At 68.4% G+C, this 17,135-nt stretch carries 12 protein-coding genes and 1 tRNA gene; 9 read left to right on the top strand and 4 right to left on the bottom strand.

Annotated features, from left to right (window positions below; all coding sequences use genetic code 11):
- Both AC0HS0_RS01610 and AC0HS0_RS01605 read left to right on the top strand, forming a co-directional pair.
- Positions 1–372 (top strand): SixA phosphatase family protein (locus AC0HS0_RS01610; protein WP_472961187.1); only part of this gene is annotated, 372 nt, incomplete at its 5' end.
- A 32-nt stretch (positions 373–404) separates the two neighbouring features.
- Complete coding sequence (locus tag AC0HS0_RS01605; protein ID WP_472961186.1) at positions 405–743, top strand: hypothetical protein; 339 nt, start codon at positions 405–407, stop codon at positions 741–743.
- Between the two features lie 9 nt (positions 744–752).
- Here the strand turns inward: AC0HS0_RS01605 and AC0HS0_RS01600 are convergent, their stop codons facing one another.
- A complete protein-coding gene (locus tag AC0HS0_RS01600; protein ID WP_472961185.1) occupies positions 753–980 on the bottom strand; it encodes an RNA-binding S4 domain-containing protein in 228 nt (75 codons plus the stop codon).
- A 59-nt stretch (positions 981–1,039) separates the two neighbouring features.
- Here AC0HS0_RS01600 and AC0HS0_RS01595 point away from each other — a divergent pair, with 59 nt between their 5' ends.
- The 7 genes from AC0HS0_RS01595 to AC0HS0_RS01565 all read left to right on the top strand — a co-directional run bounded on the left by AC0HS0_RS01595 (position 1,040) and on the right by AC0HS0_RS01565 (position 14,969).
- Positions 1,040–1,600, top strand: coding sequence for a dihydrofolate reductase family protein (locus AC0HS0_RS01595; protein ID WP_472961183.1), 561 nt, complete (start codon positions 1,040–1,042; stop codon positions 1,598–1,600).
- A 92-nt stretch (positions 1,601–1,692) separates the two neighbouring features.
- The gene (locus AC0HS0_RS01590; RefSeq protein WP_472961182.1) at positions 1,693–2,901 is read left to right on the top strand and encodes a YncE family protein; all 1,209 of its coding nucleotides are present in this window, start codon (positions 1,693–1,695) and stop codon (positions 2,899–2,901) included.
- A 202-nt stretch (positions 2,902–3,103) separates the two neighbouring features.
- Positions 3,104–4,732, top strand: coding sequence for an L-lactate permease (locus AC0HS0_RS01585; protein ID WP_472961180.1), 1,629 nt, complete (start codon positions 3,104–3,106; stop codon positions 4,730–4,732).
- A 10-nt stretch (positions 4,733–4,742) separates the two neighbouring features.
- Complete coding sequence (locus AC0HS0_RS01580) at positions 4,743–4,964, top strand: hypothetical protein (RefSeq protein WP_472961178.1); 222 nt, start codon at positions 4,743–4,745, stop codon at positions 4,962–4,964.
- Between the two features lie 22 nt (positions 4,965–4,986).
- Positions 4,987–6,645 carry a gamma-glutamyltransferase gene (gene ggt / locus AC0HS0_RS01575; protein WP_472961176.1) on the top strand — a complete coding sequence of 553 codons (1,659 nt, stop codon included), beginning with the start codon at positions 4,987–4,989 and terminating at the stop codon, positions 6,643–6,645.
- A gap of 35 nt (positions 6,646–6,680) precedes the next feature.
- Positions 6,681–8,495 (top strand): SLC13 family permease, encoded by a 1,815-nt coding sequence (locus AC0HS0_RS01570; protein WP_472961174.1) that lies wholly within the window; start codon positions 6,681–6,683, stop codon positions 8,493–8,495.
- A 105-nt stretch (positions 8,496–8,600) separates the two neighbouring features.
- A complete protein-coding gene (locus AC0HS0_RS01565; RefSeq protein WP_472961173.1) occupies positions 8,601–14,969 on the top strand; it encodes a hypothetical protein in 6,369 nt (2,122 codons plus the stop codon).
- 166 nt (positions 14,970–15,135) lie between these two features.
- Here the strand turns inward: AC0HS0_RS01565 and AC0HS0_RS01560 are convergent, their stop codons facing one another.
- The 3 genes from AC0HS0_RS01560 to AC0HS0_RS01550 all read right to left on the bottom strand — a co-directional run bounded on the left by AC0HS0_RS01560 (position 15,136) and on the right by AC0HS0_RS01550 (position 16,917).
- On the bottom strand, positions 15,136–16,098 hold the full coding sequence (locus AC0HS0_RS01560) for a prolyl oligopeptidase family serine peptidase (protein ID WP_472962084.1): 963 nt from the start codon (positions 16,096–16,098) through the stop codon (positions 15,136–15,138).
- Between the two features lie 207 nt (positions 16,099–16,305).
- Positions 16,306–16,377, bottom strand: a tRNA-Arg gene (locus AC0HS0_RS01555).
- 42 nt (positions 16,378–16,419) lie between these two features.
- Positions 16,420–16,917 carry an HNH endonuclease gene (locus AC0HS0_RS01550; RefSeq protein ID WP_472961171.1) on the bottom strand — a complete coding sequence of 166 codons (498 nt, stop codon included), beginning with the start codon at positions 16,915–16,917 and terminating at the stop codon, positions 16,420–16,422.
- Positions 16,918–17,135 lie beyond the last annotated feature (218 nt).

Below are 17,135 nucleotides of genomic sequence, written 5' to 3'. Positions count from 1 at the left end.
CTGGCGGGTCGCGCCGGACAGATCGACCTGGCGATCGTGTCGCCCGCGCGGCGGGCACGCGAAACGTGGGAGCTCGTGTCTGCCGAGGTTCCCGACGCGCCCCCCGCACGATTCGACGACCGCGTGTACGCCGCCTCCGCCGACCGCCTGCTCGATATCGTGCGGGATGTCCCGGAGGAGGTGCGAACGGTGATCCTGGTCGGCCACAACCCTGGGATGGAAGCGCTGGCCTCCCTCCTCGCCGGCGAGGACGTGATCATGCGGACTTCCGGCATCGCCGAGGTAGTCGTGACCGGGCCGTGGTCAGGACTCGACGCGGCCACTGCGACGCTCAGAGTCGCGGGCCGCTCGGACGGTTCCGACCTGACCTGACCACCCCGTCGCGACCCGCGCTACCGTGAACCATGGCGACTGTGAACGAACGGTTCGATGACATCGTGGCGGCCTTCGTCGGCCGCCCCGGCGTCACGCCGCCCGCGGCGAACGGCCCACGTCGGTTCGGATCGGAAGCCCTCCGCGTGAACGGGTCGGTGTTCTGCATGGTCTCCAGCGGCGAGCGGTTCGTCGTAAAACTGCCGGCCCAGCGGGTGGACGAGCTCATCGCCGCCTCCACCGGGGAGCCTTTCCGGGCGGGTAAGAAGAGCCCGATGCGGCAGTGGCTGGTGGTGACGGACACCGCTCCCGGCCTGTGGGAGGCCCTCGCTCAGGAGGCCTACGTGTTCACCGCGGGAGGGGACGATTAGCGTCGCCCCTCACGGAGAGACGCGGACTCTGCGCCCTTCGAACTCGACGACGTCGCCGTGCTGCAGCTGCCGTCCGCGGCGACGGTCGACCTCGCCGTTCACGGTGACGTAGCCGTCGATGATGGCCTCTTTCACGTTCCCGCCCGAGTCGAGGAGGCCGGCGAACTTCAGGAACTGCCCGAGGCGGATGCCCTCGCTGCCGATCGGGACGTCTTCGATCGGAGCTGAGTTGGTCATGCCGAAATCGTAGTACGGTCCGGGGAGAACGCTCCGCGTAGACCGAGGGAGAGAACGCGATGAGACCGCTCCGCTACGCCATCAACGTCACGCTCGACGGCTGCGTCCATCATGAGGCGGGGCTCGCCCCCGACGCGGAGTCGATGCGGTTCTGGACCACCGAGATGGAGCGGCCCGATGCGCTGATCTTCGGCCGGGTCACCTACGGGATGATGGAGTCGGCCTGGCGACGACCGGCCTCCGGTGCATGGCCGGAGTGGATGGACGCGTCGCAGGTCCCGTTCGCGGAGGCCATCGACGGGGCGCACAAGTACGTCGTCTCGAGCACGCTCAGCGGTGTCGACTGGAATGCCGAGCTGCTTCGAGGTGACGTGGGCCAAGCCGTCGAACGACTCAAACAGGAGCCCGGCGAGGGCCTGTATGTCGGCGGGGTGACGCTTCCGTTGGCGCTGGCGGACCTGGGACTGATCGACGAATACGTGTTCGTCGTGCACCCGGTCCTCGCCGGACACGGCCCGACCCTGCTCGCCGGCCTGCGGGAGCGCATCCAGCTCGATCTCGTGGATCGCCAGGACCTCCGGTCGGGAGTGACGGCGGTGCGGTTCCGTCCCAGCAAGTAACCGCCACGGTCAAGAGCACGGGCTGTTACTTGACAAATTCTCATTATCTGGAGCACAGTTCGTACCTGAACCATGCGGACGGGAGTTGCCCCATGAAGAAGCGAGTCGCCGTACCCCTGGCCCTTCTCGCGACGGCCGCGTTCGTCCTCGCGGCGACTGGTGCAGCCGATGCCGGGGTCCGCTACTCGGTCGCCACCATCGAGCTGGCGAACAAACAGGCCGATCCGCAAGCGATCGCCGTGGACGCGCTGACCGGCGATCTGTACGTAGGCCAGCAGGACGGAGCGGCCGGTGCCACGATCGCCGTACTCGGCCCCACGGGACGGCTACGCGCCACTGTTCGGGTCGGCGAGAGCTACGACGCACCATCGAACGTGCCGCCTGACGAAGAGACGCCAGCACCGCATACACCGTCGAAGGTGATCGCGCTCACGGTCAACCCGCTGACGCGCACCCTGCTCGCGTTGGTCACAGACTCCTTCATCAACACGAACCAGACCTACTCGGGACTCTCGTGTTCGTACGTCGTGGCTGTGAACATGCGGACGAACACCGTCGTGAAGCAGTACACCGTCGCGGCGCCCGCGCCCGAGAACCCGGCCACAGGCTGGCACGACTCACTCACGATGTGGACGGGGTTCGCGCTCGATCCCGTCCACAACGTTCTCTGGGGAGTCGAAGGATACGACCCGACCTCGAGCAACGCCATCGACAAACTGAATCTGGTGACGGGAGTCCACGACAGGGCCGCTCTTCCGGTCGTCGCCGACGATGCGCCCATCGACGCCGTTCCCACCATCGCTTTCAACGCGGCCAACGGACGGGCGTATGTCAGTGTCGCTGGAACCATCTTCGCGATCGACAACTCGCTGCGAGTCGTCCGAACGCTGCGTGTGCCAGGACTCCCCGGGTGCGACGTCCTGCCCGGTACGGGTCCGACCACGACTGTCGCCTCGCCCTGGACGAACACAATCTATATGAGCTGGTGCGGCGCGATCTACGTCGTCAACGCAGCGACGAATACGGTGACCCACCCTTTCCCAACGGTCTCACCCGGCAAAGCCGGGCTGGCTCTCGACCCGCTGGCCCGATCGCTGTACGTCCACGAAACGCGCAACGATGTGGACGGTCTCGGCGTCTACAGCACGGCGACCGCCCGTCTGCTGGCGTTCATGCCTCTGACTGTCGACAGCGGCACGGCGATCACCGCCGGAAACGCGTGGATCGCGAACAACCCGGTACTCCATAGGACGTTCGTCACCAGTTCTGCATCCACCATCAGTGAGGTCGTCAGTCACTGAGGCCCAAAGGTTGCGGTCGCGGTCCGCGATTAGAGGAAACCCTGTACGCCGAGAGCAATCGCAACTAGTGCTCCGCGCGTCGGGGGCGTATCGGAAATCGGGGCTTGCGCGGCTAGCTACACCAGGTGAAAGATGCCCTTTGTTTCCGTGACCCGGGAAGGCGCGGGAACCCCGCATCGTGCGGGCAGCGCTGAGGGGGCGTATGGACACGACGCAGCTTCCGACCGATTTGCTTCACTGGATTCTCGCGGTGCTGCCGATTGTGGCGCTGCTGGTGCTGTTGGTCCCTCTGCGTTGGCGCGCACCGGAGGCGGCGCCGATCGCGATGTTCCTCGCGGCGTTGATCGCTGTCTTCGCTTTTGCGACGCCGTGGAAAACACTGGCCATCGCCTCCGCCAAGGGCGTCTGGGATGCGGTGTTCATTCTGTACGTCATCTGGCCGGCACTCCTGCTCTACCAAGTGACCAAGCAGGCGGGAGCCTACGATGCTCTCCGCCGCGGGATCGCACGGTTCAGCCGCAACGAACTGTTCATCATCCTGGCGCTTTCGTGGGTCTTCGCCTCGTTCCTTCAAGGGATAGCGGGATTCGGCGCGCCCGTCGCTGTGGTCGTCCCGCTGCTCATCGCCATCGGGGTAAAGCCGGTGTATGCGGTCGCGATGGGCGTGCTCGCCCACGCGTGGGCGCGCTTCTTCGGCACGCTGGGCGTCGGCTGGCTCGCCACCATCCAGGTCGCCGATCTCGATGATCTGGTGAAGACCGCATTCCAAGCCGGGCTGCTCATCTTGATCCCCACCTACCTCGGCGGGTTCCTTGTCGTCTGGTTCTACGGACGCTGGGCTGCTATCCGGCACGCCTGGCCGGTCGTGCTGATCCTCGGTACGATCCTCGGCGTCGGGCAGATGCTCGCGACGCTGTTCAGCCCCGAGCTTTCCACGTTCCTCGCGGCGACCCTCGCGCTCATCGCGCTGTACCCGCTGTCGCGGTGGCGGCGCTTCGGCAACCCGGTCCGCAACATCCCGGTGCGTCCAGCGATGGTCGACCGGCCCGCCGACGAGGAAAACGACAACGGTAAACCGGTGATGAGCCTCCTGATGTCGTTCCTGCCATACATCATCCTGCCGATAGTGACCCTGAGCGTGCTGCTGATCACGCCGCTGAACGACGTCCTTCGACAGTTCCGCGTCGGCCTGCCCTTCCCGGAGGTGGACACCGGGTACGGCGTGCACAACGCCGCGACAGCCAGCTACGCCCCGATCACGGTGTTCACGCATCCCGGGACCATGCTGCTCGTCACCGCCATCGTGGTTTGGGTCGTCTACCGGGCGCGCGGCTACTATCGCGCCTGGGCGGTGCGCCAGACCCCCGAACGGATCGGCTCCGCCCTCCTGGTCGACGCGGTCCCAGCATCCGTTCCGGTCATCGCCTTCCTGGTGACCAGCCGGATCCTCGACCACAGCGGGCAGTCCCTCACCATCGCCTTCGGCATTGCCGCCGTCTCGCCGCCCCTGGTGTACGCAGCGATCGCGAACCTCATCGGGGCGCTCGGGGCGTTCATGACCTCCAGCAGCACCGCCTCCAACGTTCTCTTCGCCGGGGTGCAGAGCGACGTCGCACACTTGCACGGACTGAGCGCGGAGACGATCATCGCCGCGCAGTCCGCGGGCAGCGCCTACGGAAATGCGATCGCCCCGGCCAACATTGTGCTCGGCACCAGCATCGCCGGCATCAAGGGGCAGGAGGGCTCCGTGCTCCGTCTGACCATCTGGTGGACGGTGGTGGTCGCCGTCCTGACGGGCATCTCGACCGTGCTGCTGATCCTGCTGACCTGAGGAGACAGACATGGACAGGAAACTCGTTATCGAGATAGTGGCGATGATCCTCCTGATCGCAGCCTTCCCGATCATCAGCGTCGGCGCGATCAACGGGATCACGCCGCTGTGGTGGCTAGGCTTCGCCGCATTCGTCGCCGGCGGCGTGCTCCCCGTGATCACCCGCTTCATGAACCATGCCGCCGACGCCCCACGTGACGTCGGGCTGGAATTCGACGACCGGGTCTCCTGACCGGCCGAGAGGAGAGTGCCTCATGAGCAACCCCAACGGGCCGCGCACCGGAAGGCCGCCCTTCCGTGCTCCGCGCGGCGTCGTCACGACGCCCCACTACCTCGCGAGCTCCGCTGGGCTAGACGCGCTACGCCGGGGCGGCAGCGCCGTCGACGCGGCCATCGCCGCCAACGCGGTGCTCTGCGTCGCGTACCCGCATATGGCGGGACTCGGCGGAGACGGGTTCTGGCTGATCGCCGAGCCGTCGCACACGGTCACCGCCATTGATGCAAGCGGCCCGGCGTCGTCGGAGGCGACTCTCGACCGCTACCGCGACCTGAGCACGGACGGCATCATCGCGGCGCGCGGCGCCACCGCCGCATTGACAGTGCCCGGCGCGATCGACGGCTGGCGTCTCGCCCACGAACGCTACGGACGCCTCGACTGGGTCACTTTGTTCGATGACGCCATCCGCTTGGCGCGCGAGGGAGTGCCGGTGACCAGATCTCTGGCCGACTGGCTGGTGCAGGACGAGGCGATCCTCGCCCGCACCGAAGCGACGGCCCGTATCTACCTGCCCGATGGCCGGGTCCCGCGCGACGGCGACAGGCTGCGCCAGGTCGACCTCGCCGTCTCCCTCGAGGCCATCGCCCAGCAGGGCGCCCGAGCGGGCTTCTACGACGGCGCGCTGGCAGAACGCATTTGCGAAGCACTCCGCCCCGACGGCTCTCCGCTGGCGCCCAGCGACTTCTCGGCCTACAGCGCCGAATGGGTGACGCCGATCACGACCTCATACCGTGGCTACGAGGTAGTGGAGCTGCCGCCCAGCACGCAAGGCTTCACCGCGCTGCAGATCTTCAATCTCCTCGAGGGCTTCGACGTGGGCATGTGGGGGGAAGGCACCGCAGACTACTACCACCACATGGCGGAGATCGTGAAGGTCGCTTTCGCGGACAGGGACGAATGGCTGACCGACCCGCGCTTCATCGACCTCCCGATCGACCGGATGATCGCGAAGGACTACGCAGACGAGCGGAGAACGCTCATCGATCCCGAGCGGGCGCTCGACATCGCGACGGTCCCTCCGGGTATACCGTTTCCCCGCAAGCACGACCGCGTGGCGCCGTCGGGCGACACCTGCTCGTTCTCCACTGCGGATGAGGACGGCCTGGTCGTCTCGCTCATCCAGTCGATCTATCACGACTTCGGCAGCGGTGTGGTGGCGGGCGACACCGGGATCATCGTCCAGAACCGCGGAGCCTTCTTCTCGCTCGACGAGGCGCACCCCAACAAGCTGGAGCCGGGGAAGCGCACGTTCCACACCCTCGTCCCCGCGCTACTGCAGAAAGACGGAGAACCGTATCTTGCCTTCGGCTCGATGGGTGGGGAGGGGCAACCGCAGTCCCAGGCAGCGATCGTCACCCGGATCCTCGACTTCGGCTTCGACGTGCAACAGGCGATCGAGGCGCCGCGCTGGCTGATGGGCCGGACATGGGGAACACCCTCGCGCAACCTGTCGCTGGAGGGGCGCATCTCGGATGAGGTCGCTCGCGAGCTGAAACGCCGCGGCCAGCCCGTGCAGTTGGTCACGGACTGGAACGACAACCTGGGGCACGCGCAGGCGATTCTCGTAGATCGTGAGCGCGGCTTCTACGAGGCGGGCGCCGACCCGCGCGGCGACGGTCTCGCCCTCGGATACTGACGACAACCGCCGGATCCGAGAAGGACACGTCCGCGATGACACCCCACATCGTGATCACCCTCGCCGTGATCTTGCTGGCGATGGCGTTCTTCATCTGGAACCGGTTCCCGGCCGCCGTCGTCGCCGTAGGCGCATCGCTGGTGCTGTGCTTCACCGGCGTCATCACGGTCCCCGAGACCCTGAGCGGCTTCGGCGACCCGGTCGTCATCCTGATCGTCGCGCTTCTCGCGATCGCGGTCGGCCTCGAGAACGCCGGCGTGGGCGTCTGGGCCGGTCAACTGCTGCTGCGCCACACCGGCGGCAATGCGACGGCACGCCTTGTCGCAATCATGGTCGTCGCCGCCGTCTTCAGCGGGCTCATCGGAATGAACGGTGCGGTCGCTGCCATGCTCCCCGTCGCGGTCCTGGTGGCGGTGCGCACCGGCACGCTGACCTCGCGGCTGATGATCCCGCTTGCGTTCGCTTGCCTGACGGGCGCGAAGCTCACCCTTCTCGGGAGCCCGGTCAACGTCATCGCCGCAACTCAGGCGGAAGAAGCCGGTGTCGGGCACATCGGGTTCTTCGAATGGGCGCTGCTCGGCCTCCCCCAACTGGCCGGCACGATCGTCATCACGGTACTCCTGGGCAGGTTCCTCCTGCCGAAGCGGCACAGCCTCTCGATCCCCGCCGACCTCAGCCGTCACGCCGTCACCCTGGTCGAGCAGTACCGTCTCGAAGACGGGCTGCACCGGTTGAGGCTCCGAGCATCCTCTCCGCTGGTGGATGCGGAGCCTGCCGCACTCGATCTGGCCCGGTACCCAGGGCTCCAGCTCGTGGGCTTCCGCGCAGAGGACGGCGCGTCGCCGCCAGCGGGCGACAGACTCGCGTCCGGCGATCTGGTGCTCGTTCGCGGGGACGCACCCGAGATCGGACGGCTGGCCGCCGATCTCCACCTCGGCATCCTGGCGGCCGCCGATGCTGGCCCGGTCTCCGACTTCCTGCTCGGCCGGGACGCGGGACTGGCGGAGGTCATCATCCCGCCCCGCTCAGCGCTCATCGGCAGTTCCCTGTTCCCCGGCATGACGACGGAAGGCGGCGGACTGCAGATCCTCGCCGTGCAGCGCGGTGGCGAAGACGTGCGCGAGACCCCTATCGCCGTCGAAGCCGGCGACCACCTCCTCCTGCACGGCGACTGGGACGCGCTCGACACGTACCTAGCCGACCCACAGGTGCTCGTGGTCGACTCGCCTGACCTCGTGAAGCGGCAGACGGTGGCCCTCGGCCGCAGCGCGCCGGCCGCGCTCGGCATCCTGGCGCTCCTCGTCGTGCTGCTCGCCCTCAATCTCGTCCCTGCCGCGATCGCCGCGGTACTCTGCGCAGCGCTCATGGTCGTCTTCCGCGTCGTTCGGCTGCCCGATCTGTACCACCGGATCGACTGGAACACACCCATTCTCATCGGTGCCATGATCCCGCCCGCGATCGCGATGATGACCAGCGGGGCCGCCGCTCTGATCGGCGATCAGGTGGTCGGCCTCCTCGGCGGAGGCGGCCCCTACGTCGTGTTGGCCGGACTCTTCTTGGTCAGCGCGCTCGTGAGCCAGTTCATCTCCAACACCTCCGCCGCCCTCGTGATGATCCCCATCGGCCTCGCGACCGCCACCGAACTAGGGGTGTCTGCTCTGCCGATGATGCTCGCGGTGGCGATGGGTGCGAGCGCGTCCTTCCTCACTCCCTTCGCGAACGGCGTCAGCCTCATGGTCTACGCACCGGGAGGCTACCGGTTCGGGGACTTCTGGCGGCTCGGACTGGTCGTCCTGGCGTGGACGCTGGCCGTGACGGTGATCGTCGTGCCGCTGGTGTGGCCCTTCTGACCGCTTCGGAGGTCCCCTGTCGCGCTTCAGAGCAGAAACTACAGCCCGGTCGGGGGTGTTGGGTTGCCTCTGCCACTGAGCCGCGTAGCGCCGTATACTCCCCCCGTGCGGGTGCGTTGGGGGCATCGGTGGCTGGCCGCGGTGGGAGTTCTGGCGCTCATGGCGGTGCTTTTCGTGGTCGTGGCGTCGACGCCGGCGACCGCGGCGTCTACCGTGCCGTTCACCTCGAAGTTCTCGGCCAACGCCAACGGCGCGATGACCACCATCGGCAACAGCCTGCTGACGTGCCCGTCCGCCGCGCAGAACTGCAGCAACGCGCAGAACGGCGGGGTGTACGACAACAACTCGTTCACGATGACGAACCTCGACGCCGACGGCGTCGCGGGCACCGTCAACTCCTCCGCCTCACAGCTGAACCTGCCGGCCGGGGCGACCGTGCTGTGGGCCGGGCTGTACTGGGGTGCACGCCTCGATGCGGGGAGCGGGGGATCCGGGTTCCCGGCGAGCACGTCCGCGATCAACTCGATCTCGCTTCGAGCACCGGGAGATGCCGCCTACCGCACGATCACGGCCTCCACCGCGGCGCGCGACCAGTTCGGCCCCAACGGGTCGAGCTACAACGCCTACCAGCGTTTCGCCGACATCACGACCCTCGTGCGCACGGCGGGCAACGGCAGCTACTGGGGCGCGAACGTCACCGCCGCGACGGGCGTCGACCGTTATGCGGGCTGGGCGCTCACCGTCGTGTTCTCGGCCCCCGGCCTCCCGTTGCGCAATCTCACCGTCTTCGACGGCTTCAACGCCGTCAGCAACGGCAACCAGCAGTCGGTCACGGTGTCCGGCTTCCTCGCGCCGAAATCCGGAACCGTCGACGCGCAGCTCACCATGATCGCCTACGAGGGCGACCTCGCCCAGACCGGCGACTACACACGGTTGAACAACACGCAGCTCGCCACGGCCATCTCGCCCGGGTCGAACTTCTTCAACTCGACCAACGACGTCAACGGCTCCTCGGTGACCGCGCGCACACCGGCCTACCGCAACATGCTCGGCTACGACATCAAGAACCTCGGCGCCTCCGGGGCCATCCCGAACAACGCGACCAGTGCGACCTTCACGTTCTCGTCCAACGGCGACATCTACTACCCCGGCGTGGTCGGCCTCGCCATCAACCTGTACGCGCCGGACTTCACTACTTCGTCGAAGTCGGTGGTCGACGTCGGAGGCAACTCGCCGTCGCGACCCGGCGATACGCTCCAATACACACTGAACTACGCCAACACCGGGCAGGACGCCGCCGTCCGGGTCGTCTCCGAAGACGTCCTGCCGGCGAACACCACATACGTGCCCGGCTCGCTCGCACTGGTCGACCCGCTGGCCGGGACGAAGACGGCCCTGACGGATGCAGCAGGTGACGACCGCGGGGAGATCAGCGGGCGCACGGTGCGGGTCAGACTGGGATCCGGGGCGACGGCCACGACCGGCGGACGCATGGCCTGCTCCGGCCCGGGCTGCACGAACGACGGCACAGCCCTGCAGTCGTACACGTTCCAGGTGACGCTCGACGACGCGGCGGGCGGCGGCACAGTGACGAACATCGCAAATCTGGCCTACGCGACGGAGACGACGGGCACGACCGCGACGTACACCACCAACCCCGCGAGCGTGACGGTGCTGCAGCAGGCGGACGTGTCCATCGTCAAGACGATGACCCCCGACCCGGCGAGCGTCGGAGGCACCGTGGGGGCGACGCTGACGGTGACCAACACCGGGCCCAACCCGGCCGCCGACGTCACGGTCACCGACCCGATCCCGGCCGGATGGCTCGATGCGACGGCGACGACACCGCAGGGCACCTGCACCATCGCTGGAGGCACGGCGACGTGCGCGCTCGGCACTCTTGCCGCTGGGGCGACGTTGGCCATCCAGCTCGACGGCACCACGGACGCCTCATCGTCAGCGGCCAGCCTGACGAACGTCGCCTCGGTGACGACGAGCTCCTTCGACCCCGATCCCTCGAACAACGTCTCCGGAGCCTCGATCACGCTGAACCGAGCCGCCGACCTCGCGATCGCCAAGACGGCCGCACCGACGACCGCCGGGCCAGGCGAGTCGGTCACCTGGACTCTCCAGGTCTCCAACGCCGGGCCATCGGACGCGCAGAACGTGCTGATCAGCGATGGGGTCGACGTCGCCGGGCAGGCCGAGTTCACAGCCGCGCAGATCACGACGGACACCGGCACGGGCGCGATCTGCCCGAACCCGACGGCCGGCACCCTGCGCTGCGCCGTGACGAGGCTGCCGGCAGGAGGCATCGCCACGGTGACCATCACCGGCACGCTCTCGACAGGACTCTCGGCGGGCACGACGGTCGGTGACACCGCGACGGTCTCCTCCGGAATCGCGGACCCGGTCGACGCGAACAACACCGCCACCGCGGACGTGACCGTCGGCACACCGCAGGCCGACGTGCGCGTCGTCAAGAGCGGACCTCCGACGGTGACCGCCGGCGAGCCGATCGCCTGGACGGTCACCGCGACGAACTACGGACCGGCCGACGCGGCGGGCGTCGTCGTCACCGACGCCGTCCCGGCCGGCATCACCGGCATCGCGGCGACCACCTCGCGCGGCGACGCGTGCACCGTCACCGGCCAGACCGTCGTCTGCCCAGCGGGCGCCCTCCCCTCCGGCGGCGCCGGAGTCGCGGGTGCAGCGGTCACGATCACCATCACCGGAACGGTCGCCCCCGACGCCACGGCGACCCTGCACAACACCGCGACGGCGACCGCGGACACCGCCGACCCCGACGCCTCCAACAACACTGGCACCTCCGACACGGCCGTCTCGACGCACTACGACCTAGGCGTCACCAAGTCCGGCAACCGCACCGCGCTTCCCGGGGTCGACCCTCCGGGAACGCGCCCCGTCGTCTACACGATCACCGTGAGCAACACCGGGCCGTCGACCGCCACGGGCGCTGTCGTGACCGACCTCGTCCCGACGGCGTTGCGCTTCGACTCGGCCGCCCCGCAGACCGGCAGCTGCGGCGCCCCGGCCGGCACCGCCGACCCCGCCCACGACCAGCTGACCTGCACGCTCGGCGCCATTGCGCCGGGAACCAGCCAGACCGTCGTGGTGAACATGACGGCGGTCACCAACCTCGCCGCCATCGGCGACCCTGTCGTCGAGACGGTCAGCATCCAGGCGCCCGACGACACCAACCCGAGCAACAACACCGCGAGCTGGACGCTCTCGGGCAGCCCGTTCGTCGACCTGTCCCTCGCCAAGACCGCCGACCCGGCGTTCACGGCTGGTCAGACAGCCGTCTACACCTTCACGGTCACGAACAACATCGCCGACACCGACGACCCGGCGAACAACTACGCGGCCCTGCGGCCGATCATCCGCGACACGCTCCCGGCCGGTCTGAGCTACGCGAGCGCGACGGTGACCTCGGGAGGCGGCCAGTCGGTGGCCTGCACCGCCAGCGGGCAGGACCTCACCTGCCAGCTGTCGAACGATCTGGCCGTGAACACGAGCGCCACCGTGCAAGTGACCGTCAGCGTCGCCCCCGGCCTCGACGCCGGAACGACCCTGGTGAATACCGGGAGCGTGGAGACCGCGGACATGGTCTCGAACCCCGACAACAACCTGACCAACAACTCGTCGACCGCGACCAGCACCGTCGCGGCGCTCGCCGACGTCGCGGTGACCGCGCTGACCGTCGACCCGATCGATCCGGCCTGGACGGGCCCGGGTACCCTCCGCAACGCGCACATCACCCTGACCAACAACGGGCCGTCGACCGCGCGGAACGTCACGTTCCGCGCGACGCGCACCGTCGCCGCCTTCCTGGTCGACGCCGGAACCCAGCCCGCGAACTGCACCAACGCCGGTCTCGAGGTCGAGTGCACGATCGACGGCTCCGACCTCGCTCCCGGCCAGAGCATCGACATCGACTACGTCATCGAGGTCTCGCCCGACGCCGCGCCGGGCTCGTACCCCGACACGGTGGAGGTCGCCACGACGACCCCGGAGTCCACGCTCGCGAACAACCAGTTGACCGTGCCCATCATCGTCGGCGCTCCCGTCACCGCCCTGACGGTCACCAAGACGCCCGTCGGCACCGTCCCGAACCCCGCCGAGACCATCGGCCCGCATCCCTCCTTCGTCGCCGGAGGCCCCTTCAGCTACCAGATCGCCGTCCAGGTGCCCGCCGCGCCGGCGGGCCAGCCGGGGGCGGGCTTCGCCAGCGCCCAGAACGTCGAGCTGACCGATCTGCTGCCACCCGGCTTCCATGCGACGTCGGCGTCGACGACCGCCAGCGGCCTGTGCACACTAGACCCCGTCGTCGGCCCCGGCGGCGTGCAGAGCAGCCTGTCCTGCGACCTCGGCACAGTGCCGGGCTGGGCGGGCACGACCCAGCCGCCGGCCGCGATCGTCACCGTCAGCGGCACACTCGACCCCGACGCGGTCGACCTCAACGGCGGCACCGGGTTCGCCGAGCTGGTGCCGAACACGGCGACCGTCACCACCGACACCTCGCTCTCCGGCGGTGCCGCGTCGGCGAGCGGCACCGCGCCGGTCGACATCATCCAGGTGGCCGACCTCCAGCTGACGAAGACCCCCGACTCGCCCACCGCCAACGCCGGCGGGACCATCGGGTACACGCTCACGGCAGTCAACGCGGGCCCGTCCGCCGTCGTGCACGCGGTGGTGTTCGACCGGCTACCGGCCGGCTTCACGCTCGACGCGACCCAGTCGGACTGCCCGGCCCCGCAGACCGGGCCCGGCTTCGACGAGAACCAGGCGCAGCCCGGCCCTCCGCCCGGACCCGGCCAGCTCGTGGCCTGCCGGATCGGCGTGATCGAGGTCGGCCAGTCGGTCTCCCTCCGCATCGTCGCCGCCATCGATCCGGAGCTGGCGCCGGGCACGACCACGAACACGGGTACCGTCGGCTCACTCGCCAACGAATCCGACCCGGGAAACAACACGGCGAGCGCCGACGTCGAGGTGGGACGGCTCACCAACCTGGCGATCTCGTCCGCGGCGAGCACGACCACCCCAGCCGCCGGCCAGGACATCACCTTCACCGGATTCGCCGTGAACAACGGGCCGTCGACCGCCTTGAACACTAGCGCCGACACGACCTTCCCTCCGGGCTTCGTGCCCGTGAGCTTCGACGTGCCGGCCAACGTCTGCACGTGGAATCAGACGCCGCCCGCCGACCCGACCGGCGTGCCGTGGCAGAACTTCCAATACGTGCTGCACTGCCAGCCGACGACACCCGGGGCGCAGTGGCAGCCAGGAGGCGCCTCCACCAATGTCGCCGTGATGCACGTGCCCGGCGACACTCCCGAGGGCCCGTACACCGGGACGTCCGTGATCCGCTCCGACACCCCCGAGACAGTGCTGACGGACAACACGACCAGCCAGACGGTGACCGTCAACCACGTGTCCGACACCAGCGTCGTCAAGACACTCGTGGAGCCGAACCCGCTGGTGCCCGGGCAGCCTGCCACGTGGAGGCTGACCGTCCACAACGCCGGGCCGTCGATCGCGAGCAACGTCATCGTCTCCGACGCCGTCCCCGATGGGATGACCTACGACTCGGCCACGGTCGAGGGCGGCGCCGCCTGCCCGGCGCCCGAGTCGCCGAACACAACGAACGGCGACACCCTGGTCGTCGTGCGCTGCTCCGTCGGAACGATCGCCGTCGGGGCATCGGCGTCGGTGCTCGTGACCTTCCTCATCGGCCCGGGAGCGAGTGGGACGCTCGCGCTGTGCAACACGGCGATCGTCGGCTCGGGCTCGCTCGACCCCGATGCCTCCGACAACCAGGCGGAGGCGTGCGACGTGCCCGCGCCGTCGGCCGACGTCGCTCTGACGCTGACCCCGCAGAGCCAGACCCACGTGTCGGGCGAGCAGGCCGAGCTGCTCGCGACCGTGACGAACAACGGGCCGAGCCAGGCGAACGACATCGTCGCGACGCTCCAGTTGCCGGGCTTCACGAGCTACACCGGCGTCGCGATCTCCTGGCCGTCCGAGCGCGCGCAGCCGCCGAACGGCGTGATCGGGTCACTGACCTTCGCCGTCGGGTCGCTCTCGCCCGGGGAGGAGGTCGTCTACCGCATCGTCGGAACGGTCAGCGGATCGGCCGGTGACGTCCTCACGGAGACCGGTACGAGCACGCACGCCGAGCCCGATCCGGTGGAGCCGAACAACGACGCGTCCGCGCAGGTGCTGATCGTGGCAGGCCCGCCGCCGTCGCCGCTGCCCCCAGAGGGAGGTGGCACGGTGAGCCTCTCCGGGCTGCCTTCGACGGGCAGCGACGTGCTGCCCGCCGCGTTCGTCGCGCTCGTCCTCGTCTGCCTAGGAACGGCTTCACTGTTGCTGCTGCTACTACGGCGACCGCCCCGTCAGCGGGCTCATGCCGCCGCGGTCCGGGATATACGCAGCCCAGCGAACCACTGAGAAGGTTCCGATTCGCAAGACTCCCACGCGCTACAAGTCGTTATTCGATGGGCAGTGGGGTCCTGTAAGACGCTGTCGACATCGACGCCCGGATCACACTCCACGTCGTGGTAGCCCCGACGGTTTTCACTTCGAGCCTCGCGCTTCGGCGTGGGTGATGTCGCGTCTAGCGAAGGTGACGGTCGAAGAACGCGATGAGGTACTGCGGCGTGAGTGCAGCCGGGTGTGCAGGAATTTCGCGCTCTCCGTCAGTGGCCTGCACTTGGGCGCCGGCACTCACTCCGCTGTCGTTCAGGAACTCCATCGCTTGACCATGCTGACCTCGCGGCAGCAAGACCAGCTCCGCGCGTCCTCCCGCGCGCTGGACCGCTTGGAAGAGCAGGAGGCTGTCCTGCCAGGGAACGAGCGTGTCTTCCTGGCCGTGCAGGAGCAGTAGTGGAGGGTCGTTCGCGGAGACATAGCTGATCGGGTCGGCGGCAGCGACCCGGTCCGGGCACGATTGGATCGGGCAGCCCAGCAGCGCCGAGAAGAACGGGTCCGCGGCGGCACAGGTGATCGGTCCAGTAGGGCACGCAATGGGCAGATACATGTCCGCGCTCAGAAAGTCGGTCGGCGGATAGAACGCGACCGCTGCCTGCACCCGGCTGGAAGCGCCAGAGACTCCGACAGCCCCTTCCAGCGTAGGGACATCACCGGTAACCGCGGCCATCACGGCCGCCCACGCGCCGGAGGAGTCACCGGCGACGCCGAATCGTTCGGGGTCGAGGTGGTAGCGCTTGGCGTTGACGCGCAGGAAGCGGATTGCCGCCTTGATATCGGAGACTTGCCCAGGAAACTTGACCTCGCTGCTGGAGCGGACATTTACGCCGGCGACGGCGTATCCGTGCGGAGTGAAGATCTGCGCGAACTGTCCAGCCGTGCTCGCGCCAGTATCGTCCACCCACCCGTTGCCGCCCGACCAAATGATCAACGGCACGGGCCGAGCGGTGACGTCAGGCAGGTACAGGTCCAACAAGTGACCAGGCGTTCCGGAAGGCTGTGCGGGCGCGTAGTCGACGCCGTCGAAGATCCGTGATGAGGCAGCGGTCTGCCGCACGGGCGGACCAGAGGCGCACCCGGCGAGAAGCATCGTCACGGCCATAACTGTGGCAGCGGCTCGCACCCACGCCGACATGGCCGCATTCTCCTCTGCCGACCAGCTTGCGACAATCAGTCCTATCGCTCGTTCGACGGCCCGCACAAACTTCCAAGATCGGGGGAAGCGTCACCACCAAGACGGTCCGAACCGTCACCGATCTATTGAGGCAGAAGCGTCACCGATGGCGAACCCCAAGCGTGCCCCTGGAGGGACTCGAACCCCCAACCTTCTCCTTAGGACGGAGCAGCTCTTCCATTGAGCTACAGAGGCCAGTCCTTCCAGCCTACCGGAGGCCGACTCGGGGCCGCGCCGTCAGGCCGCCACCCCCAGATAGTCGCGCCACTCCGCTTGGCCGCCCTCCGCGCCGCGGACCACCCAGGAGCTGTCGTGCGGGGCCCGCGGGGTGAGCTTCAGCGTCCAGCCCATCTCGGCCGGCGTGCGGTCGCCTTTGACGTTGTTGCAGCGCAGGCAGCAGGCGACGAGGTTCTCCCAGCTGTCCGCCCCTCCCCGTGAGCGCGGGAGGACGTGATCGATCGTGGTCGCCGTCTTGCCGCAGTAGCCGCAGCGGTGGGCGTCGCGCCGCAGCACACCGCGTCGGGAGACCGGAACCGCCCGGCCGTGCGGGATACGCACGTAGCGGGTGAGCAGGATCACCGACGGGCGGTCATACCGTCCCGAGATGCTCCAGACGGGGTGGTCCGCATCGCTCGCGAGCACGGTGGCCTTCTGATTCATGACGAGCACGATTGCGCGCTTGAAGGAGACGACCGCGAGGGGCTCGTAGCCGGCGTTGAGGACCAGTGTCTTCATCTGCGACCTTTCGGGTGTGCGAGGCAAACAAAAAGGGCACTGTCCGAACGGACAGCGCCCTGGAAGACGGCGGCATGGTGGCGGCACACCACATGGTGGCGGTGGCAGGCCTCGACATGGTGGCGGCAGGCGAGGAAGTCGCGACGAGGCAGCAGGCGGCAATCGCGGCTCTCAGAACTGTCCGCGTGCAGGCCGCGCTCGTCCCCGGTGGCCACCTG

This window comes from Leifsonia sp. PARNA 1/14, from assembly GCF_055720965.1.
Note: the sequence above shows the minus strand (reverse complement) of the source record. Positions and strands in the feature narration are given on the sequence as shown.

Excerpts from the sequence above, each read along its gene's own strand:
- AC0HS0_RS01605 (WP_472961186.1), top strand. The coding sequence starts at position 405 with ATGGCGACTGTGAACGAACGGTTCGATGACATCGTGGCGGCCTTCGTC.
- AC0HS0_RS01600 (WP_472961185.1), bottom strand. The coding sequence starts at position 980 with ATGACCAACTCAGCTCCGATCGAAGACGTCCCGATCGGCAGCGAGGGC.
- AC0HS0_RS01595 (WP_472961183.1), top strand. The coding sequence starts at position 1,040 with ATGAGACCGCTCCGCTACGCCATCAACGTCACGCTCGACGGCTGCGTC.
- AC0HS0_RS01590 (WP_472961182.1), top strand. The coding sequence starts at position 1,693 with ATGAAGAAGCGAGTCGCCGTACCCCTGGCCCTTCTCGCGACGGCCGCG.
- AC0HS0_RS01585 (WP_472961180.1), top strand. The coding sequence starts at position 3,104 with ATGGACACGACGCAGCTTCCGACCGATTTGCTTCACTGGATTCTCGCG.
- AC0HS0_RS01580 (WP_472961178.1), top strand. The coding sequence starts at position 4,743 with ATGGACAGGAAACTCGTTATCGAGATAGTGGCGATGATCCTCCTGATC.
- ggt (WP_472961176.1), top strand. The coding sequence starts at position 4,987 with ATGAGCAACCCCAACGGGCCGCGCACCGGAAGGCCGCCCTTCCGTGCT.
- AC0HS0_RS01570 (WP_472961174.1), top strand. The coding sequence starts at position 6,681 with ATGACACCCCACATCGTGATCACCCTCGCCGTGATCTTGCTGGCGATG.
- AC0HS0_RS01560 (WP_472962084.1), bottom strand. The coding sequence starts at position 16,098 with ATGCTTCTCGCCGGGTGCGCCTCTGGTCCGCCCGTGCGGCAGACCGCT.
- AC0HS0_RS01550 (WP_472961171.1), bottom strand. The coding sequence starts at position 16,917 with ATGAAGACACTGGTCCTCAACGCCGGCTACGAGCCCCTCGCGGTCGTC.